We start from the raw sequence: 24,390 nt of genomic DNA, 5'->3' as shown, positions 1-24,390 counted from the left end.
TCACACTGTAAATATTTCAGTGAGTCAAAGCGCCGATGACATTAGCACACAGCTGAACATTCAAATCCTCACTAGATAGCAGCCATTATTCCCATAACGAGCCTTATGTTAAATAGAAATCCACCGCCTACCTATTTATTAATATTTTAAGGCACTAAAAAAGGATACCGAAGTATCCTTTTTGATTTTATGTTAGCGCTAATAGAATACTATTCTAGTGATGCTCACCCGGTAAGATTCTGGCAAAGGCACGTTGAGCAAGGTTTGGTTTTTTATCGGTGGTTTGAGCGGCGCGAGTACTTGGGAAAATACGATAACCCATCGATTGAATACCAACGTTAATCGCTGGTGCTAATGAATAAGTAGCCGACGCAAACTTGCCCATGTTACTAGCAATACTATTTGGCTTATGAACGATCGCTTTGGCGACCATCATTGCCGCCTCATCTGGCATAAGCGCTGGCATATAACGATAAAGCTTAGTTGGCTCAATCATCGGCGTGCGTACCAATGGCATAAAGATATTGGTTATCGTCACATTATCGCCTTTGACTTCGGCAGCTAGACAACGGCTAAAGGCATCCAAGGCCGATTTTGAGGCAACATACGCAGCAAAACGCGGACTGTTTGCCAATACACCAATGGATGAGATATTCACAATTTGACCCGTTTGACGTTCAATCATCGTCGGCAAAAACCCAAGAATGATTTTGACTGCGCCAAAGTAATTAATATCCATGGTACGCTCAAAATCATGGAAACGTTCAGTGGATTCGTGAACCGAGCGTCGAATCGAGCGACCGGCATTATTTACCAAGACATCAACGTGACCAAAGTCCGCCAAAATTTGCGTGCTAACTTTTTCAATGGCATCCATATTGGTCAAATCACAAGGATAATAACTTGCCTTACCACCAAGCTCTTCGATACTTTCTTTAACCGCTTTTAGCTTCTCTTCAGTACGTGCCAACAAAATGACATGAGCACCGCATTCACTAAGCAAAAAAGCAGTACGCTCACCAATACCGCTTGATGCCCCCGTTATAATAATATTTTTGTCTTGAACTGCTTTACCGATTGCTTTTTTTGAGGGGTTAGCCATGAAACATCCTTTTAAAAATTAGACTTCCGTTAATATTTACCTAAATCATAACAAAGAAATATAGGTTAAAGGAAATAAATAAGCAATAAAGCCAGTTTAACTGGATAGACATTCTTATTAGATGAAGTATGGATCACTTTGTGCTCGACAGATGCTCTTCATTGTTTATTCATGAGCATTTAAAAAATCCTCTACCACATGGAACTGTCCGGCGGTACTTTCCTCACCATACATGGCTTGCCTAAAAGCGTTAGAGTTCGGAATACCGGTGGTATACCAAGCAATGTGCTTGCGAGCAATACGGCAGCCTGAGTATTCACCATAAAAACCGTATAGCTCTTCTAAATGTGTCAGTACAATCTCTTTTATCTCGCTAACACTGGGTGATGCCAGCGTCTCACCTGTACGCAAAAAATGCTCGATATCGCGAAATATCCATGGTTGTCCTTGTGCAGCGCGTCCAATCATCACCGCATCGCAGCCGGTCAGCTCATAAACGCGCTGTGCTTTTTGCGCACTATCGATATCACCATTTGCAATGACTGGAATACTGATGCTTTCTTTGACTTCACGAATCAGCTCATAGCGCGCCTCTCCAGTATACATATCTTCACGCGTGCGTCCATGGATGGCAATAGCAGCTATACCCGCTTGCTCTGCTCGCTTTGCAACGCGCAAAATATTTTCACGTCCATTCTCGTAGCCCAAGCGAGTTTTTAATGTGACAGGCGCATCCACTGCATTGACGGCTGCATCTAATAGACGCGCTACCAAGTCCTCGTCTTGCAACAGTGCAGAACCTGCCAGCTTTCTACAGACCTTTTTGGCAGGGCAGCCCATATTAATATCAATAATTTGTGCACCATTATCAATCTGATAACGCGCTGCTTCTGCCAATTTATCAGGTTCCGCGCCTGCTATCTGGGCAGAAATAGGCGCAATCTCATTATCAAAATTGGCACGATAGAGCGATTTTTTGCGCGCATACAATGCCGTATCAGCGATAATCATTTCACTGACTGCATGACCTGCACCAAAAGATTTGCACAATCTGCGAAAAGGATTGTCTGTCACGCCAGCCATCGGTGCAACTATCAAACGGTTCTCAATCGTCAAGCCGCCAATCACAAGTGGCTGCAATAAAGGATGCTCTGAGGTAGGATTAGACGAAAGTAAAACTGGAGAATTAATAGACATAAAAAACGGCTTGATTAGCAATGAAAACAAGCCGTTATTCTAAGGATTCGTGCGCATATTGCAAGGGATTACGTAATCATTTGCTCAGCTCATAAAGTTTATCAACATTGAATGTCCTGTTTAATATACTTATTTATCAAACACACTGCCCTGCTCAAGCGTTATATCTTCATCATGCTCTTGCATACGCCACGGTAGAATATCTGGTGAGACATTGACAAAGTGTAGATATTTCTCAAACTGATCGATAATGTCATTAATAATCGACACTGATTCATAACCATATAAATCATAGGTCTGACCACCACGGCGCAAATACACTTCAGCACGGTAATGGTGCTCTTGCGACAATTTGTTTGCCATATCTTCCGTATAATAATCAGGAATATCATGCTCTGATAAGCGAACCTCGTACCAGAACTCCACATTATCGCCACTTCTCAATTCTAATACAGCGCGGTTATTGATCTCATCATAATTCACATCAGGTAACCAACCTGTATCGGCGAACTTCTCAGCCACTTCTTTCATAGAAGATAAAATCGTTCCTCTAATATAACTAAGCACTTTATCGCGTGTTGGCTGCTCAGTCATATAATCAATACGCTCGCGCCAAGCCTCTAGTTTCAGCAGATGCGGCGGCAAATGGTTATCGTTACCTAAACTCTGGTTACGATGACCTTCAATACGTAGCGCTCGCCACATGCCAAATATCGAAATCAATATAATAACGGCAAAGGGTAAAGCGCTGACAATAGCGGCAGTCTGCAATGCTGTCAGTCCACCAGCGACCAGTAAAGCCGCGGCAACTGCCCCTTCAGTCACTACCCAAAAGGTACGTTGCCACCATGGCGTATCACTACGTCCACCCGCTGCAAGAGAGTCAATCACCAACGACCCTGAATCTGATGAGGTCACAAAAAAGGTAATAATTAATAGTACTGTTAATGACGACACTATCTGAGTAAAAGGCAAGTTCTCTAATAATTTAAATAACGCAATTGCTTGGTTGTTCTGCACTTCAGTAATGAGTGCATCGTAGCCATCAACCATAATCATATGGAGCGCTGTATCACCAAAAACTGCGAACCAAAAGAATGTAAAGAAGGTTGGTACTAACATCACGCCTAATACAAACTCACGGATAGTACGACCCCGACTAATCTTGGCAATAAACAATCCGACAAAGGGTGCCCAAGCAATCGTCCATGCAAAGATAAAGAGTGTCCAACTGCCGATCCAATCACTCGATTGATAAGCTTGTAAACTAAAAGTACGCTCAACGATATTGCCTAAATAGCTGCCCGTGTTTTCCATAAAAGCGTTTAGAATAAAGATGGTGGGACCCACGATAAAAACAAACAGCATCAGTCCCGTTGCTAACATCATGTTCAAAATTGAGAGTCGCTTTACCCCTTTATCCATGCCAGCGAGAACAGATGCCAAAGCTGCTAGTGTCACCAGCGCAATGATAATCACCTGAACTGTAATACTAACAGGTATCGTATTTGGTAATAGATAATTTAACCCGGCATTGATCTGTGATACAGAAATCCCCAAACTGGTCGCAATACCGAACATCGTGCCCACAATGGCAAACACATCAACAGTATGTCCAATCGGACCATAAATTTTATCACCAATGAGTGGATATAGTGTTGAGCGCATTGACAAGGGCAAGCCATGACGAAAAGAGAAATATGCCAGCGACAAACCTACCACACCATAAATCGCCCAAATATGAAAACCCCAGTGAAAATAGGCAATTTGCATCGCTTCTTTGGCAGCCTCAATAGTCTGTGGCGTTGAGAGTGGCGGACTGGCAAAGTGTATGACTGGCTCTGCTACGCCGTAAAATAGTAAAGCGATGCCGTACCCTGCTGAAAATAGCATGGCAAACCATTCAAGAAAATTGTACTCAGCCTGAGCATGATCTGGTCCCAGTTTAATACTGCCATAAGACGAAAACGCCAAGACAATGATAAACATCAAAAATATGGCGACTGCTAACATATAGAACCAGCCGAAAGTCTCAGTGGTAAAATTCAGAACGGTGCTAAATAGTTCCCCAGCAGACTCAGGATTAATAGCAGTACCAATCACTAATAGCAGCATAATGGCTGCTGCCGGCACGAAGACGGGCAATAAGATAGTGGAACGGGAGGATTTGTTCTTCATAAGCAGATTCTTATATTAACGATCAAGTAGACTTAATGTTTACCACAAACCGATTACTAACCCCAGTATTGATGCCCATTTGTCACATTACTTGAACTATTGTTACAGCACTATTACCTAAAAACAAAAAAGGCAACTTGTTAGTTGCCCTTTTATTATTATCTAAAGAGTAAGTACTATCTGTTCTTTTAACTCAGAACAACGATAGACGTTTTTAAAATTACGCAGTAATAATCGCTGCCAGTTGTTCAGCTGTTTTTGCAAGCTCGGCATGATCTGCTTGTGTGACGGCATGGTGACCAAGCTCATGAATACTAGAAGGAATCAGATGCACATGATAATGAAACACCGTTTGCCCTGCTTCTGCACCATTTAGCTGCATTTGGATAATGCCTTCACGATCAAATACCTGACGCTGGGCTTCCATGACTTTTTTAGCCGTCATCAACACAGCTGCCGCGTATTCAGGTTCAAGATCGGCTAAGTCCACCGCTTTTTGCTTAGGAATGACTAAAACATGCCCCTTGGCTTGTGGCATGATATCCATAAAAGCAAGAGTCTTATCATCTTCATAAACTTTATGATAAGGGATATCGCCATCGAGCATTTTGGCAAAAATATTATCGTCTTTATAAGTAGTTTGCGGATTGGCTTGGCTCATTATCTTATTCCTTTAACCTGTATTATTATTGAATCAAAGTTAGTATTGATTGGATAGCGAGTATTAAACGAATACTTACACCATTAAATATAGTGGACGAAATCTCACTTAAGTACAAGTATCAGATAATCACTGATTGATCTTCATGAACTAACTTGCTGCTCTCGTTGATGATTAAATTATTGACGAGCCATGCGCGATAAATGTTATATTAATCTACTCTCTCGATGACCTTACCATGATGGATTTGACTGCCTTGCCAACTCAATTATCTAATAATACTGACGCTCATACGCAGTCTATCAATGACGCTACCATAAACGATGGTGAGCATGAGCAAACGCTTGGGGCAAATAACCCTCCAGCTACTGACCCAAATGCCATTATATTAGCGCAAGCATTGACTGATAAAGCCATCAGTTGGCGTATTCATAACTGTAAAATCAGTCAAAAGACCATCACTCAAGACTTACCGCTGCCATTTTTATATCATTATGACAGTTTGGACGATGTCGTTAAGCAGACCTATCCTTTAACCCCAAAGCTACTGGTACAATTTAATACGCCGATGACAGCGCAAGAAGCTGCCAAGCTAGTTGGTATTGACGAAGCACTCATATCCAATCCGTGGCATGTCAAGGTGATTGGCTCATTGGTGGTATTTAGTGAAGCATTACAACTCGCTGTCCGTTTGCATTGGACCAATACGGGTAAAGAGACGCAGCAGATTTATACTAAAGATAAAGATGATGCTATCATTGCAGCCTTTAAAGAATGGCAGTTTTTTGGTCGTATTGATATCCTGTATAAAAATAACAAACAAGCGCTGATTAGTATTGACGAACAGAGCATTGATACAGAAACTAATCAGCCGCTACCATTGACGATAGAAGCCAATATAGAGTATCAATACCTACCAGCGACTCACGCCTTAGTTGTCATTGCCAAGCTAGAAGCAGATAAAGATGAGCTCCCTTGGTTTGAAACCGCTATTTTGGAGCGCATTGCATAAATGATTGACCCTTAAGTCTTGTTTGTTATAGGTTAATTATTTTCAGTTACTCATATCTAATGGTATGGTAACGACTTAGTATTATTCACTAGTACTCTCCCGGTATAAAAAGCACACTATCAACATTGCAGCGGATGCTGCACATATTAATAAATCTCGCTCATTTGTAAGGAATACCACATGGATTACAATTCAAAAACCTCTACCGGCGGTCGTAATATGGCAGGTGCTCGTGCTCTATGGCGCGCAACTGGCATGACTGATGGCGACTTTGGCAAACCTATTATTGCCATTGCCAACTCTTTTACCCAGTTTGTACCCGGCCATGTGCATTTAAAAGATTTGGGACAAATGGTTGCACGCGAAATTGAAAAAGCGGGTGGCGTGGCAAAAGAATTTAATACCATTGCTGTTGATGATGGTATTGCCATGGGTCATAGCGGCATGTTGTATTCACTACCGAGTCGAGATTTGATTGCTGATTCTGTCGAGTATATGGTCAATGCCCACTGCGCCGATGCGCTAGTATGTATTTCTAACTGCGATAAAATCACTCCGGGTATGTTGATGGCAGCCATGCGCCTCAATATTCCCGTCGTCTTTATTTCAGGTGGCCCAATGGAAGCGGGTAAAATTATCGCCAGCACGGTCGCACACAGTCATAATAATGATGGTAGTAGCGACGTCCATAGCACTGACAGTAAAGGTAATGCCATTCGTAAGCTTGACCTCGTCGATGCGATGATGGACGCGGCCGATGATAGCATTAGTGATGAAGATGTCGCTGCTATTGAAGCCTCAGCGTGCCCGACTTGTGGGTCGTGCTCTGGCATGTTCACTGCCAACTCGATGAATTGCTTGACCGAAGCATTAGGATTGGCATTACCGGGTAATGGATCATTATTAGCAACCCATTCGCTACGTCGCGAGCTATTCCTAGAAGCTGGTCGTACCATCGTGTCACTAGCCAAACGTCGCTATGAGCAAGATGATGATTCAGTCCTACCGCGCTCTATCGCTACTAAAGCCGCGTTTGAAAATGCCATGACTTTAGACATCGCCATGGGCGGCTCTACCAATACTATTTTGCATTTGCTTGCTGCTGCACATGAAGCCGAAGTCGACTTCAAAATGCACGATATTGACCGTTTAAGTCGTGGCGTCCCTTGTTTGGCTAAAGTTGCCCCTGCTTCACAAAAGTATCATATGGAAGATGTGCATCGTGCTGGTGGTGTCTTTGCGCTATTGGCCGAGCTTGACCGTGCTGGTTTGCTGCATACCGATTTGCCAACTATCCATAGTGCCACGATGAAAGAAGCGATTGATAAATGGGATATTATGAATCCTGACAATCTTGAAGCACGTGCACGCTATATTGCAGCCCCTGGTGGCGTACGGACGACTGAGGCTTTCTCACAATCAAAAGAATGGTCAAATCTGGATGTGAACCGAGAGTCAGGCTGTATCCGAAGTGCCCAACATGCTTATTCAACTGATGGCGGTCTTGCCGTTCTATACGGAAACATTGCTGAGCGTGGCTGTGTGGTCAAAACTGCCGGCGTTGATGACAGCATCTTGGTTTTCACCGGACGTGCACGCATCTTTGAATCACAAGATGACGCAGTAGCAGCGGTGCTTGATGATCAAATCGTCGCAGGCGATGTGGTTATCATCCGTTTTGAGGGTCCAAAAGGCGGTCCTGGTATGCAAGAGATGCTCTACCCGACGACTTATCTAAAATCTAAAGGCCTAGGCAAAGAATGTGCGCTGCTTACAGATGGTCGCTTCTCTGGTGGGACATCAGGCTTGTCTATTGGTCATGCCAGCCCAGAAGCCGCTGAAGGCGGCGCCATTGGCCTAGTGCAAGAAGGCGATACTATCCATATTGATATCCCAAACCGTACCATCAATATGCAGGTCAGTGATGAAGAGTTAGCTGCTCGCCGCGAAGAAATGGAAAGTCGTGGACGTGATGCTTGGAAACCCGTTAGCCGTGAGCGTCATGTCTCTCCTGCTTTACGTGCCTATGCTGCAATGACCACCAGTGCCGATACGGGCGCTGTACGTGACGTCAGCCAAGTTGAACGTTAGACAATAATATTTAAGTACCCTTCTTGAACTGAATTTATTAAGCCTGCGCAATGCAGGCTTTTTTTTCACCAAAAAACAACGTATCTGTCTATTTAATCACTATCTGATAACGATTTTTTGCGATATTTAGATGTTTTTACCGTCATTATAAACGGCTACTAAGTGTGACTTTTTTAAACTTTAAATTAAATATAACAGCGTGCACCAACCTCATGATTGAAAATTACAATTTATTCTTATTGGTTTGCGGCATTGCCTTCGTATTCGGTGCGCTATTTCCGATTATCTTTAAACGCACGCCTATCTCCTTGCCCATGCTGCAATTAAGCTTTGGTTTGCTGATGGGCTATTTTTGGACAAGTTTGGCATTTTTGAACCCTATCGATAATGGACTGATTATCGAAAAACTGACTGAAATCGTAGTGTTGGTTTCTTTGGTCGGTGCGGGTATCAAGATTGATACTGAGCTGTCTTGGCGATTATGGCGTCCGACGATGCGCCTACTCCTGATTACCATGCCCATCGGTATCTTTGCGATGGCAGTATTAGGTTACTATGCCTTTGGTATGACAATAGGTGCTGCGATTTTACTCGGCGCTGTCCTTGCCCCAACGGATCCGGTATTGGCCTCTAGCATTCAAGTTGGACCGCCCAATACCGGAGGTGAAGATACACCACGCTTTACCTTAACCTCAGAGGCAGGGTTAAATGATGGGCTTGCCTTCCCTTTTGTATATCTTGCGATTAAGATCGCAGAAGCCTATAGCGAAGGAGAGCGTTTTACGGGCGATATGCTGTGGTCTTGGTTTACCCATGATGTATTGTGGAAGATTGGCGCAGGGTTACTGGTCGGCATCTTCGTTGGCAAAGTCATGGCAAAGTTGGTGTTCTCAAAGTATAGCCGTGAGACGACTATGTCTCAAGGTTATGTGGTCATTGCCTTAACTTTGGTGGCATATGGATTGGCAGAATACGTCCATAGTTATGGCTTTATTGCCGTGTTCGTCGCGGCATTTGCGTTCCGTCGTTCAGAATCTGAACACACTTACCACCATAAATTGCATGATTTTGCTGAGCAATCAGAAGGTTTACTCATGTCACTGGTGCTTGTCATCTTTGGCATGTTCCTTGGACAAGGTCTACAAGCTGGCGTTGAGCTAACATGGCGCGTCTATATCGTCAGCTTTACTTTTTTATTATTGATTCGTCCGCTTGGCGGCTTTATTGCCTTATCAGGGCTGAATCTACCGCGCACTGAAAAATATGCCATATCAGCCCTAGGTATCCGCGGCATCGGTACCCTGTACTACTTATCTTATGCACTCAACCAAGGGTTTTTTAATGATGAAGATGCCCTTAAACTTTGGATAGTGTGCTCAATTGTGATTTTGGCGTCTATTTTTATACATGGTTTAACAGCAAAACAGCTGCTTAAAATGACACCAAACAAAGCGCAATAATAAGATAAACAGTATTTCTTTAACTAAAAAATGCTATTTATAAATCACTAACGCTGATTAAATTTCAGTATTAATTAGATCCAAGACTGCTTCCGTCAGCGCAAACTGGCGGATATCGTTGAGCATGGTCACATCAAAATTATGGACAAAGGCAAACGATAGCTGCCGCTCAGGGTCGCACCACGCAACTGAACCGTTATAGCCCATGTGTCCAAAACTTTGTGGCGCATGAAATTTTGTATTGTGAGTGTTTACCTCAAAATTATCGCTATTACAAATACTAAAGCGGCGATGATAACCCAAGCGCCAATCCATATGGGCTGGCATAACGGCATCCATACCAGTGACTTGCGGCGTTGATAGCTGCTTAAAGGTTGCCTCATCAATGAGTGCTTTCCCTTGCCATATACCACCATTAGCCAACATCGCATAAATCGTCGCCAGTGCATGTGCTGATGCGACGCCATTGGCAGCAGGGATAGTAGCTTGTAAAGTCTGCGGATGATAATAGTCAATCGGTTCTTTGCTCGCAAGTAACAGGGCTGCTTTATAGTTTTTAAGATTCAGCTGACTGTTATCAAAGTATAGACGGTTGATTTGTGCCGTATCCAATGTTGGCAGTACTTTCTCTATCTGCTCTTTATTATCAGCTGTTACTGATTGGATTGCATACTGATTGGCTGCTTGTTGTTGTTGCCAGCAGGCATAGCTCGGTAAATCGCTATAAGCTTGCAAGGTATCTACTGAATCTGGTTTTAAAACTGGTTTATGACGGCGGGAACGTGGCTGCGGTTGTGAGCTTTCTTGTGCATTTTCTGACACTTCTTCTACTGACTCAAAGTTTTTAACCAATCGCGCAACCTTGTCGACCTGATTTTCTGGTACACCAAAGTAGCAGCTGTTGGCAATGCCTAATGGCTCTGTTAGATAATGGCGTAATGCTTGAGCCAGTGGCATCGCAGTAACGGCTTCTATCACGCCGCCCAGCACCCAACCATATACCAAGGCGCTGTAAGCACTATCGTATAATTCCGCCTGCTCAGGGGCAGTCACAGGCATTGCTGCAATTTTCTCTAGCATCATACTCCAATCAAGGACGATTTCATTATCGAGGTCAATACTTTGAATCGAAAAAAGATTGGCTTGATGCGACATCACACTGCGTAAAGTGATTTTCTCTTTATTTTGCACGCCAAATGCTGACCAGTAATGGGCAATCGGTAGATCATAATCCAGTTTTTTCTGTGATACCAATACATGAACCAGTGTCGCCAAGATGCCTTTGCCAGTCGAAAAGTTCAATGATAAAGTATCTGTATTCCATGATAAATCAGCACGTGCCAGTCCCACACTTGCCTGTGCGATACATTTGCCAGCTTGATAAACCACTAATGCACCGCCTGCCGGCGCATCATCAAGCTGCAAATCTGTTAGCAACTGTTGCAGCCGACGTTGGATATGATTGTCAGTATATGTACCGACGTTAGCGTTTTGATGGGTAGTTGTAGAGATGCTTTCATTATTATTTTTCATAAGTGCCCTGTTCTATTTTATATTTATGAAGTTATTCAGTTTAAAGCCTGTCATACATCTTATCAGGATAAAAAATCTCTATCCTCCAAAATATTTTTATAATGTATCACACAATAAAAAAGGCAACCCTAAGGTCGCCTTTTTTATTGTTAGGGATATTTATGATTTAACGCGGTACTAGCAATCGATTATGAACCTCTTCTGCAAGTTTAGTCAAACCATGACTACGCCCACGCTCCATAGCCGTATCCATTTTACGTCCACGTAACCAACCAGCTCGTAAGGCTATGGCAGCGCCAACACGATTGCCAGAGCCACAATGCATGGCAATTTTTTTGCCATGATGCTGACGTAGTATGTTATCAAACGCCAGTATTTTAAGCTGTTTCAAGTCAGCAGTGCCATTGATAGGTAAATGCTCGTATTGCATGCCTGCCTGCTCTACAGCTGTACTTTCATCGAATTTCAGCTCTTCATCAGGCTGCAAGTTAATAACCAACTCAACTCCAGCTGCTGCCAATGCGGCCACCTTTTCATCATCAAGCGCACCGCATACGATGGTATTTTCATCAGGACGAAAATATGGATCGAATATGGTGGCAAGATGGATGCCATTATCGTTGCTACTAGTGTCGGCACTGCTAGCATCAGCAACTGTTGCTTTGTCTACCGCAGCTGAATGAGCAGAGCATTCGATGCTTTTTGAATTTTCATGTAAAGTCATAAGGATAAATGTATTCAATAGTAATGATTTTTGATATAAAAATTATATTTTACTTCGCTTCATCCTGCAAGGTAATCACACCAGCAAGATGCGGCTTGTCATTTTTTGCACTAAACAAACCAAACTGGCAAGTATCTTCTGCGCCTTCTAACTGAGCAAGTGGATCAGCGATAAGCTCTACTTCAGATGGTAAGAAAATAGGCAGCTTAAATGACACCTTAACTGTACAAGCATCAGGCAGCTCGCCCATCATCGCCAAACACTTAGCTTTTGACCACATACCATGAGCAATGGCTTTTGGAAAACCAAAGGCACGCGCTGATAATGGATGCAAATGTATCAGGTTAAAATCACCCGAGACAAACGCATAACGGCGACCGATATCTTCTGGCACTTCAAAAATACTGTGAACACCCTCTTCATTGATTGATGGCTTAACGGCTACTGGACGCGGCGTACTCTTTTTGTCCTTACTGCTGGCAGGTTTTTTGCTGCGTGATAGATAAGTCGACGTGCCTTCCCAAATGATTTCGTCTGCTGCTTTTACCGTGGTGACAAAATCAAACTGCTGACCTTGGGCATGGTCACGCAAATTATCAAACATCACTGACATAGCAACCGTTTCACTCTGCTTAATGGCACGATACTGGGTCACGCTGTTATCGACGTGAACCAGTCCTAGCATAGCAAATGGAAATGGCTCTTTGACCATCATATTCATCTGTAACGCCTGTGAAAGCACCGAAAAATACGTAACTGGCACATTGCCATCGTCTGCAAAGCCGCAAATTTTACGATAATCATTTAGATTGCTTTGATCGATATGCAAATCATCTACAAAATACGTCGCTTGCGGCAACTCATCGCGGCTGACTTTACCATTATTACCGATAGGCAATAGGCTTTTGACAATATTTGCATAGGTAGTATGCGCTTTGGGCAACGCATCATAATGTTTGTCTGACATAATACATCCTAAGTTGGGATTAAGTAGTTTTTTGATGGCATTTAATATGCTATGAATTCGATGACTAAAATATAAGATGAAATCCTAAAATAGGCGCAACGGTGTTTGGCTTATTGTCACTTTGTTTTTATCATAAAAAAGCCACCCTTGGGCAGCTTTATTACAAGTTATGAGCAGTTTTTTCGTAAGCATATGTGAAGTAACTTCAATACCTTGTTTAATAAAGATAATTAACGACCAACTTCATGGCTCACATAGCCTTCGTTATCATCTGCATTTTCATCTGATATAAGAACAATTATGCACCTAATAAGCTTTGACCGCAAACGCGGACAACGTTGCCATTTAGACCACCAGAAGCAGGTGAGGCAAACCATGCGATGGTTTCTGCAACATCGACTGGTAAACCGCCTTGGCTCATCGAGTTCATACGACGACCTGCTTCACGGATAGCAAATGGAATCGCTTCAGTCATTTGCGTTTCGATAAATCCTGGCGCAACTGCATTGATGGTCATGCCTTTTGCATTGTCTTCTAGCTGCTTGGCGGTTGCATTGACTAAACCAATGACACCAGCTTTTGAGGTCGCATAGTTGGTTTGACCCAAGTTGCCAGCGATACCTGAGATTGAAGACACACAAACGATACGTGCAGCATCTTTTAGTACATCGTTATCTAGTAAATAGCGGTTGAGCTTAGCGATACTGCCCAAATTGATATTAAGCACCATATCCCACTGTTTATCATCCATATTTGCTAGTGTTTTATCGCGGGTGATACCAGCATTATGAATCACTGAATCCAAACCACCACGTTTTTGTGCAGCTTCTGCGATTTCTTTACCAGCATCAGCACTGGTAATATCCACTGTCAAAGCCGAACCACTAATTTCACTTGCCACTTTCTGTAAGTCAGCTTGCTGCTGTGGTACGTCTAAACAAATCACATGCGCGCCTTCACGAGCCAATACACGGGCAATTGCTTCACCAATACCGCGACTTGCGCCAGTGACAAGCATGGTTTTGCCACCTAGTGGTTGATTCCAATCGACATCGATATTGGAACCATTACTGACACGTACGACTTGTCCTGACACATAAGCTGAACGCGCTGACGTAAAAAAACGTAGCGTTGAGTCTAAATTCTGCTCTGCGCCTGCTTCAACATAGATAAGCTGTGCAGTAATACCACGTTTGAACTCTTTACCAACTGATTTTACAAAACCTTCAAGGGCACGCTGCGCCAATGCGGCTTCGATATCAGTCAACGCTTCTGGTGGACGACCAATGACGATCACTCGACCTGATTTTTCGACACGGCGCGCAACGCTATGAAAGAACTCGTACACTTGTTTGAGCTCTTCAGCATTACTAATATTGCTGGCATCAAACAATAAGACTTTAAACTTATCATCACTGCCAGTATTGGCTTTGGCTTTGACGCCTGCATCCGACAGGGTATCTTTTACGTCATCACCACTATTTACAAAGATTTCCGTATGCAGCTCTGACAAAATACGAGCCACTGATGCACTAACTGCGTTATCGCCACCATTAGCACGACCAACCAGCACGCTGCCACGTACCAAAGGTTGACCACTATCAAAACGGTCAAGATCTACTGGCATCGGTAAGCCTAAATTCTTTGCGACCTTTTTACCAATAGACGATTGAACAAAATCACCATAACGGTCTGACATAATATAATCCTTTAATTGATGAATAAAATAATAGTAAACAAGAATAAAATGTATCTATGATGAAATGCGCGCTATTAAAGTGCATTGATTATAAAAAACACCTGTATAAAGCGGCATTAATATCATCATTTATAAATAATAAGTACTTATTAAATAGGTTAGAAACGGTCTTAACTATACACATTCATACCGAATAAGTCCAAAAACCACTAATGTCCATAGCAATATGTAGACAAGCCAGTATACAAGATGGTCTATTTTTCTGCCGTTAAAGGATTTTAGTTTGTGCTAAACTAAGACCTATAAGTTATAGCAAATCCATTTATCGATAACAATATATTATCAAACCTACGATTATGCAATGCTTTTAATTAGTACTAGCCAGTTTATAAACCTTATATTTATCCTTGTAAACACTGCAATATCCACGGTTAAGCGTCACATCGTTTGCTAAAGATATACAGTAAGGTTATAAAAAGCGTCTTATGCTGTATGACAATAATGTGTAATATATATCGCAATAAATGGTAATACGTATCTAAAGTATTTTAGGTGTTTTTAGAATAAAGACTTCTATTATTTAAATATTTTTTTGATAACTTCCCTTTTCTATTTCTACCCATATTTTTTAAGGATAATATTATGAGTAACAAAAGCAATCACCCAGATAGTCCTGTTGTTGAGACCACCGTAGTAAAAGCCAGTGATGCTAAGAGCACCGATACTGCTGTAAAATCAGACATCACTGATGCTAAAAAAACAGATGCCAAAGCAGCAGAACCAAAAGCTGATAGCGCTAAAAAAGAAACCGTAGCAAAAGATAGTAAAACCACTGCTACGAAAGATGATAACGCAGCTAAAGAAAGTACGGCAAAAAGTAACAGTGATAAAAAAGAAGCATCTAAAAAGGCTGACGCGACTCCTGCTAAGAAAACAAATACTGTGGCTAAAAAAGCAAGTACGACTAAGCTTAGCTCAGGTCAGAACCGTGTGGCTATCCTAGGTGGCAACCGTATCCCATTTGCTCGCTCAAACGGCTCATATGCTGATGTTAGCAACACGGATATGCTCACTGCTGCGTTAGATGGTTTGGTCGAGCGTTTTAACTTACAAGATGAAAAAATCGGTGAAGTCGTTGCTGGTGCAGTTATGAAACTGAGCCGCGATATCAACTTGACTCGTGAAGCGACATTAAATACTGCACTTAACCCACATACCCCAACGTATGATATCTCTCAAGCTTGTGGTACTGGCTTGCAAGCGACGTTTGCTTCTGCCAATAAAATCGCGCTTGGTATCATCGATTCAGCTATTACTGGCGGTGTTGATACTACTTCTGATGCGCCTATCGCAGTCGGTGATGGCTTACGTAAAGTATTGATTAAATTGGGTGCAGCTAAAGACAATAAACAACGCCTAAAAGCATTGATGGGTCTAAACCCGAAAGATTTACTTGATACGCCGCAAAATGGTGAGCCACGTACTGGTTTATCTATGGGCGACCATCAAGCGATCACTACGCTTGAATGGAACATCAGCCGTGAAGCGCAAGATGAGCTTGCCTTCAATAGTCATCAAAACCTAGCACGCGCTTATGACGAAGGTTTCTTTGATGATTTAATTACCCCATATAAAGGTCTGACCCGCGATAACAACTTGCGTCCAGATACCACTTTAGAGAAGCTAGCTAAGCTCAAGCCTGTTTTTGGTAAGAAGAATGCTAAGCCAACCATGACTGCAGCTAACTCTACCCCATTGACTGATGGTGCATCTTGTATCCTATTGGGTACTGATGAGTGGGCGGCAGCACATGGTCTAAAACCATTGGCTTATATCGTCCATCAAGAAACAGCGGCTGTTGATTTCATCGGTAAATCTGGTGATACAGAAGGCTTGCTCATGGCACCGGCCTATGCCGTACCGCGTATGCTTGAGCGTGCTGGTTTGACGCTACAAGATTTCGATTTTTATGAAATCCATGAAGCTTTTGCTTCACAAGTATTATCAACGCTTGCTGCATGGGAAGACGAGAAGTTCTGTGAAGAGCGTCTAGGTCTTGACGCGCCACTAGGCTCTATCGATCGTAGTAAGCTAAACGTCAACGGCTCATCACTTGCTGCAGGTCATCCATTTGCTGCAACCGGTGGTCGTATCCTAGCCACTGCTGCCAAACTATTAGATCAAAAAGGCTCAGGTCGTGCGCTTATCTCTATTTGCGCCGCTGGCGGTCAAGGTGTGACCTGTATCTTAGAAAAATAGTGATATGTAAATACAACGTGTAAGACTGATGCAGTTTTAAAAATACCCTCTAATCAATAGATTAGAGGGTATTTTTTTATCTAAATAAATATTGGCTACTTTATTAACACAATAATGAAGCTTACTCTACTCATAGAATTGAGCGTGCTATGCTAAAGTAAAGATGGGTATAAAACAGAATAAAGATATTTGTAAAAACGACACTTATATCGACGTACTTTTGGATTTAATGGACTATAAGATAGTAACGGCATAATAAAAATATTTATCAGGAGCGCATCATGGGTAAAAAACCCTTAATAATTGACCCGACATCTTTAACCGAGCAAGAACGCAGTAAATTAACCACACCTGAGCAAGTGACATTCATAGAGCGTATGGATAAAGATCTTTTGAACGATGAGCTAAAACGCAAGATGCACCAAGACTTAATTGACAGTTATGATGAAGAGCTTGAGAATGAAATAGACGATTATGTACGCGATTTCCGGTTTGATGGTCGCGAGATGAGTGAGCAAGAGCGGTTAGATCGGCGTACCTACTTTCAAGAGCTGGTACGTTTACAACGTGAGCTGATTAAACTGCAAGATTGGGTCGTTGATCGCGGTGAGCGCATTGTGGTGATATTCGAAGGACGTGATTCTGCGGGTAAAGGTGGGGCGATTAAACGTATCACCCAACGATTAAACCCCCGTGTTTGTCGAGTGGCTGCGCTACCTGCACCTACTGAACGTGAACAATCACAGTGGTATTTTCAGCGTTATGTGGCGCATTTACCTGCTGCAGGCGAGATTGTCTTATTCGATCGTAGCTGGTATAACCGCGTGGGCGTCGAGCGTGTTATGGGGTTTTGTACGGATGCGCAGTACGAAGAGTTTTTTCAATCAGTACCAGAGTTTGAGCGTATGCTGGTACGTTCGGGCATACGTTTGGTAAAATATTGGTTTTCAATTACTGATGATGAACAGCATTCTCGATTTATGAGCCGGATTCATGACCCACTGAAACAGTGGAAGCTGTCAGCGATGGATTTGCAATCACGGCGACGCTGGGAAGATTATACAAAAGCAAAAGAGACGATGTTTGAGCGTACGCACATTCCTGAAGCGCCTTGGTGGGTGGTTGAGGGCAATAATAAAAAACGTGCAAGGCTCAATTGTATTGCCCATTTACTTGAGCAAATTCCTTATAAAGAAGTGCCACGCGATGAGGTGGAGCTACCTGATCGTAAGCGCGATGATGAATATTATCGCGAGCCTATTCCTGATGATATGTATGTGCCGCCGCGCTATTAATTATTAGCATTCACACTGTCTAAAAAATATTGCTCATAAAAAAGCCTTATAAAGAGTTATAAGGCTTTTTTTATACAGTCATTATAATTGCTGATAAATATTAAAACTACATAGTATAAGTAGCCTGCAAACTGTCGATCTTACCTGCCAATAGACGCTCAACTTCTTTCTTTATTCTTAATCCCGTAATGTCCGTGCCCATTTGGACTGCAAAACCTACTGGACGACCACTTTGAGCTTTAGAATTAATCCAAACTACCTTGCCATTCATAGGCAAACGCTCGCTAGAATTGGGCAAAGTAACAGCAATAAAAACCTCGTCACCCAGTTTTTGCGCTCGATCAGACGGCACGAACAATGCCCCATTGGTAACAAAGGACAGATAGCTTGCATATAGCATATCTATGTTTTCAATATGACAGGTTAAAATCCCACCACGTCCTGGCATTGCCATAGTCAGCTTCCTTTATCCATGAGGTTTACAGTATTTTTTCACACAGGGTTATCTTGTATAGTATTAGAGTATAAATACTGATAATAAGTTTAATGGCATGCACTGATATGCGAGAGCATCTTTAGGCTTTGTTGTCTATTACAAGCAAGCCAAATCTTGCATCAGCTTATCATAGGCGAATTTTTCTTGCACGTTTTGTTGCAGCGCAATTTTTGTCTGTTGTAAGCTATGCGCAAACACCTCTAACCTACTATCAATAGGTTGACAATCATTTAAATTGATTAAAAAATTAATGTCTTTTTGCTGCGCTTCAAAGCCCAAACCAACACGGCGGATATCGATTATCATGAGTTCAGACAGCTGGATAAATTCGACAATACCAAGCTGGGTTTGCCAATAGTCACTTGCCGCCACGCTACTGCGCTTACCGCTACGTAATGCCTGCCATGTTGTCAGCCATAGTGCGCGCTTGCTATACCATGGCGCTTGAGCCAGTGCCACAGCTGCTAAAGGCGCACCATTTGCTAACTGGATAAGCTGCTCAATGGCATCTGTACCAACCGCTTCACGATGAATATTGCTGCCCAATGCTTTAGTCACATAATCCACTGCGACAGCAGGGTCAATCGTCTGTAATGCCAATTGCTGAACACGGCTTTTAATCGTTGGGAGCAACTGTGCAGGGGCATCACTAATCAGAAATAAATGGACTTGGGCTTGGGGTTCTTCCAAGGTTTTAAGTAGCGCATTGGCGGCGGCAATGGTCATTTTCTCAGCATGATCTAATACGCAAATACGCATTCCCTGCCCGCCTTGATAAATAAAAGGCTGCAAGGCACGAATATCATCCACCTTTATTTTTAATGACGCGTTACTCGCTGTCTTAGCAGATTTTTTATCTTTTGTACTATTAGCTAACGCTTCTTTTTGAGCGCTGCTATCAGCATTGACTGGCAGGCTGACTAGCGGTAGCACTTGTAAGCTTGGATGCGTACCTGATCTAAGCCATTGACAGCTCTCACAATGACCGCAAGCGCCGAGTGGATGCTCATCACGCGCGCGGCATAATAACCATGCCACCAATCGCCATACAAAAGCGCGCTTGCCCATGCCTTGCATACCAGCTGCTAACAGCGCATGAGGTAGAGATTGCTGCGGCGCTAGTACCCGCATTGTCAGCTGCGACCAAAGTTCGTGTTGCCATGGCAATAGTGGCGCAAAATACATATCATCTGTCATATTTGTCAGCTCACTCATGGCACTCACTTAATATCTTTCAATTAAAAATCTGTGTTAGAGCATAATTTCTAAGAGTAATTTGGAATAAAAATAATGCTATAAAATTTAATTAAAGCTATTTTAATAGAAACTGTATTTTTATTGCTTAGGCTATTCTACATTAATAATCTTGGAAATCTGTCAAACTCATGGCATTTAAACGATCCAAATCTTCTTGCGTATCGACACCTGCAGGTAATGAGCAGGCAGCTTTAGCAATGGCGATATGTCCACCATTTTCCAACACACGTAATTGCTCTAAGCTTTCTAGTATTTCAAGCGGCGTTTGTGACCAGTGAACAAATTGCTGTAGCAAACTGACACGATAAGCATATAAGCCTAGATGACGATAGGCATTTTTTGGCGGCTGTTTATTATTCTCACTGGTTAATACAACATCACGATTACAAGGAATCGGCGCGCGACTAAAATAAAGCGCTCGTTGTTGGTCATTGGACTTCTGACTGACCACTTTAACGACGGATGGGCGCATAAAGGTATCATAGTCCTCGATTGGCTCACATAAAGTTGCCATGACGCTCTCTACATCTTGTACCAATAATGTTTTAACTTGCTCTAGTAACAATGGTGGCACTAGTGGTTCGTCACCTTGCATATTAACCACTATATCATGGGCAGCCCAGCCTTTGATGGCAGCCACTTCAGCCAAACGGTCCGTACCTGAAGCATGTTCACTGCTTGTCATCACTACATCAAAACCTGCATCTAGACAAACTTTTGCAATCGACTCATCATCGGTTGCAATACACATATCATCGGCAAAATCCGCCAATCGTGCCTTTTCAGCTACCCAAATTATCATGGGCTTGCCATGAATGGTTAATAATGGCTTGTTAGGTAGACGTGTACTTTTTAGACGCGCAGGAATGACGATATGAGTTTTGACGGGCATAAGGGCTGATGACATAATATGTTCCTATAAAACCTTTTAAATCTTTATATGATAAACGCTATATTATTGCTTTCTCATGCTTATATCGATGTCCAAGGTTTGCAATTGCTGTTGTAAACTCTCGTAACAACTCTCTGACAATACTGCGGTCACTGGCAATACCCATAATCTGCTGACCAGCTCTTTATACTCGTCACTCAGCGCTTGATTAATAATGGCTTGCATTATCAAAGCTCTTATTTTCACAGCATCTTTACTGGTTACGATAATAGGATGGTCAGTATACTGCAACAGTTCATCCAGACTAAAATCATAATGGTCAGGATAAGAATGCGGAATAACTTCAAAACCAAGCGCATATAAAGTATCAAAAAAACGCTGAGGATACCCAATACCGCTCACCGCATGTACCTGACTGCCTTTCTCAGATGCCATGGCTACTACGGCTAAATTATCTATCTGATTATTAGATGACCACAACAGTTCTAAATCATCTGGTTGTAAATGCATCGTTAAATGCTCAGTTAAGGGCTTGTTATAGTCAGATTTATTATGTATTGATGATGCATCTGCCTTTTGATGATAAATGACATTAGCACCCTTTAATCGTGAAATGGGTTCGCGTAAAAATCCTGTCGGTAGCAACTGTTTATTCCCAAACCCTCGCGCCGCATCTACGACAACCCATTCGATATCACGTTGCAGCGCATAATGCTGCAAACCATCATCAGCTATAATCAGCTGTAGATCTGGATAAGCCTCTAGCAAAAGAGCAATCGCTTGCTGACGGTTAGGAGATACGGCCATGGCTGTCCCTGTCGTATTAACGATGAGACATGGCTCATCACCAACAATATTGGGCACGCTCTCTGTAGTAACCAATACTGGCATCTGGCTGCTATCACCGCCATAACCGCGACTGATAACCCCTACTTTAATGCCTTGCTGCTGCAAATGTCGAACCAAAGCAATAATTAATGGTGTCTTTCCGCTACCACCCACCGTGATATTACCGATAACCATGACTGGAATAGGCGCACGGTAACTGGGAAAAACACCTACTTTATAAGCTTGGCGGCGTAGTACCATCAACAGTGCATACAGCCAACTCACTGGCAACAGTAGCCAAAGCCAAGCTGCTTTGCGTTGCCATGCACACGTTATTATCGTTTCAATATTCATAATTATTCAAAATCACGCGCATACATCTGCGCATAATGACCATGTAATTGCATCAGCTCAGTATGGGTGCCAAGCTCAACAATCTGACCACCATCTAGTACAGCAATACGGTCGGCGGACTCAATTGTAGTCAATCGATGCGCAATAACCAATGTCGTGCGATTCTTCATAATATTATCGAGCGCTTTTTGTATATAATATTCTGACTCATTATCTAAAGCACTAGTAGCTTCATCCAATATCAGAATTGGCGCATCTTTTAGCAGAGCACGTGCAATCGATAAACGCTGACGCTGACCGCCAGAAAGTTGTAAACCTTCAGCACCGATTTCACTTTGATAGCCATTTGGCATTTGCATAATAAAATCATGAGCAAAGGCATCTTTTGCTGCTTGCTCAACTTCAGCTGGAGTTTTATGAGCCAAACTGCCATAAGCAATATTATTAAACACAGTGGTATTAAACAGTACCACTTGCTGATTGACCATCGCAATCTGGGCACGTAAGCTTTCAAGCTTAATGTCTTCAATGGGCATACCGTCTAGCGTAATCTGCCCTGAAGAAGTGGTTAATGTACGTGTGAGCAAATTGACTAAAGATGATTTACCCGCGCCACTACGTCCAACGAGCGCTACTGTCTCGCCTGCACGTATATCCAAATTAAAGTCGTGTAGTGCCACGGTTGAATCTGGATAAACCAAGCTGACATTATCCAGTTTAATCTCACCTGCCAAGGCAGGACTAAGCCCACCAGTATCTGCTTCTTCCGGCTCATCTAATAAAGCAAATATCGATTCACCAGCCGCCAGCCCTCTCTGTAACTGTTGATTGACATCCGTCAATGAGCGTACTGGCTTACTTAAGAGACCTGCTGCTGCGATATAAGAGATAAACTGACCTGCTGAGATATCGTCTATCACCGCAGGGCGTAGCGCTAGCCAAACCACGACTGCCATTGCCATTGCCATCAATAACTGTACTGCTGGGGTATTGATACTATTGGTCACAACAACCTTCATGCCTTGGCGTAGGTTTTTCTTAGATGTCACATCGAAGCGCTTGGACTCATATGCTTGTCCACCATAATTTTTGACCACTTGATAACCATTGATGACTTCATTGGTGATATGACTGACATCACCCATCGTTTCTTGAATACCTTTGGAAAGCTTCAAATAACGCTTTGACGCTACACGGATAAGCCATAAAATCGGTGGCAGCACAACGAATAAAATCAGTGTCAAACGCCAGTTGCTATAAAGCAAAAAGCCCATCAAGGCCATCACGGTCAGACCGTCACGTAATAACGTTTTCATTGAGTCGGTACTGGCAGCGGTCACCTGCTCAACATCAAAAATAAGCTTAGACGAAATCGTCCCTGCCGGATTGGCCAAATAGAATGAGCTTGGCAAAAGCAGTAACTTATTAAACACCTCTACGCGCAGCTCATAGACCAAATTTCGTGACACCAACGCCGTATAGTAATTACCCAAAAAGCTACCCACACCACGCACAAAGAACAACATCACAATAATAAACGGAAATAAATCCTGCTTACTTTGATCGTTCTGATTGATAGCATCGGTGATATATTGCAGGAGTTTGGCAATCCAAATCTCGGTGGCGGCATTAATAGCAAAACCGATAATGGTAAGTAATATTGCCCACCAGTATGGTTTTAAATAAGCCAGTAAACGCATGAGCGTCTTGCGTTTAGGCGGATTTAACGTCGCCACTGTTGGTGCTACTGGTGTTTTAGCAGAAGTTTTTGTAGAGTCAGGTTGGTAAGCTTGGCTCATAAAAGCCTCAATATAGGTATAAGAACGAGAGTGAATGGCATTGATAAAGCAGTAACTTACAATGATGTATATAGCCATAAAAAAGAGTGATGGTGCTTAATACTGAGAACACGCTATAAGCCAAGCTTATTCAGATTTATTGCGGTAACGCTTGACCAAGTGGTACAACGGTACTAATGTTTATATTTAAAAAGCCCAATTTGCCAGCGATATCCATCACTCGCACTACTGATTGATGTGTGGCATTGGCATCAGCGGCAATCACAAATAGCATATCACGATTACTGCCTGCCTCTTGCTGCAACATACTGGTGAGTTCAGCTTCATTGCTGCTGGCAAGGGTAATACCATTGACCAAATAGCTGCCATCTTCTTGCACGGCTACCTCAATACTGTTTTTATCGTCGGTCAGTGCCACACCTTCCGCTTCAGGCAAAATAATATTTAAGCGGCTAAAGTGATTGAACGAGGTTGCTAGTAGCAAAAACACGATTAAAAATAATAAACAATCAATCATCGGGGTCAGATTAATTTCAAGCGGCTCAACGGTTGGTTTTCTAAAGCGCATGTCACTCTCTTCAATAGT

The 24,390-nt window shown here is 42.6% G+C and carries 19 protein-coding genes; 5 read left to right on the top strand and 14 right to left on the bottom strand.

The window, feature by feature from the left end; all coding sequences use genetic code 11:
* Nucleotides 1–214: 214 nt before the first annotated feature.
* The 4 genes from PSYCG_RS05370 to PSYCG_RS05355 all read right to left on the bottom strand — a co-directional run bounded on the left by PSYCG_RS05370 (nt 215) and on the right by PSYCG_RS05355 (nt 5,138).
* Nucleotides 215–1,102 (bottom strand): SDR family NAD(P)-dependent oxidoreductase, encoded by an 888-nt coding sequence (locus tag PSYCG_RS05370; protein ID WP_020443284.1) that lies wholly within the window; start codon nt 1,100–1,102, stop codon nt 215–217.
* A 165-nt stretch (nt 1,103–1,267) separates the two neighbouring features.
* Nucleotides 1,268–2,299, bottom strand: a complete 1,032-nt coding sequence (dusB, locus tag PSYCG_RS05365) for a tRNA dihydrouridine synthase DusB (protein ID WP_020443283.1) — start codon at nt 2,297–2,299, stop codon at nt 1,268–1,270.
* Nucleotides 2,300–2,428: 129 nt separating this feature from the next.
* Nucleotides 2,429–4,477, bottom strand: a complete 2,049-nt coding sequence (locus PSYCG_RS05360) for a BCCT family transporter (protein WP_020443282.1) — start codon at nt 4,475–4,477, stop codon at nt 2,429–2,431.
* A gap of 220 nt (nt 4,478–4,697) precedes the next feature.
* Entirely contained in the window at nt 4,698–5,138 is a 441-nt protein-coding gene (locus PSYCG_RS05355; protein WP_020443281.1) for an HIT family protein, read from the bottom strand.
* Nucleotides 5,139–5,376: 238 nt separating this feature from the next.
* On the opposite strand from PSYCG_RS05355, the gene PSYCG_RS05350 reads away from it, so the two are divergent.
* From PSYCG_RS05350 to PSYCG_RS05340, 3 genes are all read left to right on the top strand, one after another.
* Entirely contained in the window at nt 5,377–6,150 is a 774-nt protein-coding gene (locus PSYCG_RS05350) for a hypothetical protein (RefSeq protein ID WP_020443280.1), read from the top strand.
* Between the two features lie 180 nt (nt 6,151–6,330).
* Nucleotides 6,331–8,241: a dihydroxy-acid dehydratase gene (gene ilvD / locus PSYCG_RS05345; protein ID WP_011513411.1), complete on the top strand. Its 1,911-nt coding sequence runs from the start codon at nt 6,331–6,333 to the stop codon at nt 8,239–8,241.
* A 212-nt stretch (nt 8,242–8,453) separates the two neighbouring features.
* Complete coding sequence (locus tag PSYCG_RS05340; RefSeq protein WP_020443279.1) at nt 8,454–9,701, top strand: cation:proton antiporter; 1,248 nt, start codon at nt 8,454–8,456, stop codon at nt 9,699–9,701.
* Between the two features lie 57 nt (nt 9,702–9,758).
* Here the strand turns inward: PSYCG_RS05340 and PSYCG_RS05335 are convergent, their stop codons facing one another.
* The 4 genes from PSYCG_RS05335 to PSYCG_RS05320 form a co-directional block, all read right to left on the bottom strand.
* Nucleotides 9,759–11,234: a serine hydrolase domain-containing protein gene (locus PSYCG_RS05335; RefSeq protein ID WP_020443278.1), complete on the bottom strand. Its 1,476-nt coding sequence runs from the start codon at nt 11,232–11,234 to the stop codon at nt 9,759–9,761.
* A 166-nt stretch (nt 11,235–11,400) separates the two neighbouring features.
* Complete coding sequence (locus PSYCG_RS05330) at nt 11,401–11,958, bottom strand: beta-lactamase hydrolase domain-containing protein (protein ID WP_020443277.1); 558 nt, start codon at nt 11,956–11,958, stop codon at nt 11,401–11,403.
* A gap of 49 nt (nt 11,959–12,007) precedes the next feature.
* A complete protein-coding gene (locus tag PSYCG_RS05325; RefSeq protein ID WP_020443276.1) occupies nt 12,008–12,925 on the bottom strand; it encodes a MaoC family dehydratase in 918 nt (305 codons plus the stop codon).
* A 298-nt stretch (nt 12,926–13,223) separates the two neighbouring features.
* Nucleotides 13,224–14,624, bottom strand: a complete 1,401-nt coding sequence (locus tag PSYCG_RS05320; RefSeq protein ID WP_020443275.1) for a 3-oxoacyl-ACP reductase — start codon at nt 14,622–14,624, stop codon at nt 13,224–13,226.
* Between the two features lie 642 nt (nt 14,625–15,266).
* Here PSYCG_RS05320 and PSYCG_RS05315 point away from each other — a divergent pair.
* Together PSYCG_RS05315 and ppk2 are read left to right on the top strand one after the other, a co-directional pair.
* Nucleotides 15,267–16,883: an acetyl-CoA C-acetyltransferase gene (locus tag PSYCG_RS05315; protein WP_020443274.1), complete on the top strand. Its 1,617-nt coding sequence runs from the start codon at nt 15,267–15,269 to the stop codon at nt 16,881–16,883.
* Nucleotides 16,884–17,164: 281 nt separating this feature from the next.
* Nucleotides 17,165–18,178, top strand: a complete 1,014-nt coding sequence (gene ppk2, locus PSYCG_RS05310) for a polyphosphate kinase 2 (RefSeq protein WP_011513404.1) — start codon at nt 17,165–17,167, stop codon at nt 18,176–18,178.
* Nucleotides 18,179–18,284: 106 nt separating this feature from the next.
* On the opposite strand, the gene PSYCG_RS05305 is transcribed toward ppk2, so the two are convergent.
* From PSYCG_RS05305 to PSYCG_RS05280, 6 genes are all read right to left on the bottom strand, one after another.
* Complete coding sequence (locus PSYCG_RS05305) at nt 18,285–18,632, bottom strand: PilZ domain-containing protein (protein ID WP_020443273.1); 348 nt, start codon at nt 18,630–18,632, stop codon at nt 18,285–18,287.
* Between the two features lie 138 nt (nt 18,633–18,770).
* The gene (locus PSYCG_RS05300) at nt 18,771–19,889 is read right to left on the bottom strand and encodes a DNA polymerase III subunit delta' (RefSeq protein ID WP_041772513.1); all 1,119 of its coding nucleotides are present in this window, start codon (nt 19,887–19,889) and stop codon (nt 18,771–18,773) included.
* A 142-nt stretch (nt 19,890–20,031) separates the two neighbouring features.
* The gene (gene kdsB, locus PSYCG_RS05295; protein ID WP_020443271.1) at nt 20,032–20,838 is read right to left on the bottom strand and encodes a 3-deoxy-manno-octulosonate cytidylyltransferase; all 807 of its coding nucleotides are present in this window, start codon (nt 20,836–20,838) and stop codon (nt 20,032–20,034) included.
* Nucleotides 20,839–20,886: 48 nt separating this feature from the next.
* Nucleotides 20,887–22,005: a tetraacyldisaccharide 4'-kinase gene (gene lpxK / locus PSYCG_RS05290; RefSeq protein WP_020443270.1), complete on the bottom strand. Its 1,119-nt coding sequence runs from the start codon at nt 22,003–22,005 to the stop codon at nt 20,887–20,889.
* 2 nt (nt 22,006–22,007) lie between these two features.
* Nucleotides 22,008–23,804, bottom strand: coding sequence for a lipid A export permease/ATP-binding protein MsbA (gene msbA, locus PSYCG_RS05285; RefSeq protein WP_020443269.1), 1,797 nt, complete (start codon nt 23,802–23,804; stop codon nt 22,008–22,010).
* Nucleotides 23,805–23,940: 136 nt separating this feature from the next.
* Nucleotides 23,941–24,372, bottom strand: a complete 432-nt coding sequence (locus PSYCG_RS05280) for an ExbD/TolR family protein (RefSeq protein WP_020443268.1) — start codon at nt 24,370–24,372, stop codon at nt 23,941–23,943.
* Between the last annotated feature and the right edge of the window lie 18 nt (nt 24,373–24,390).

Source organism: Psychrobacter sp. G (genome assembly GCF_000418305.1).
GTDB lineage: Bacteria > Pseudomonadota > Gammaproteobacteria > Pseudomonadales > Moraxellaceae > Psychrobacter > Psychrobacter cryohalolentis.
Note: the sequence above shows the minus strand (reverse complement) of the source record. Positions and strands in the feature narration are given on the sequence as shown.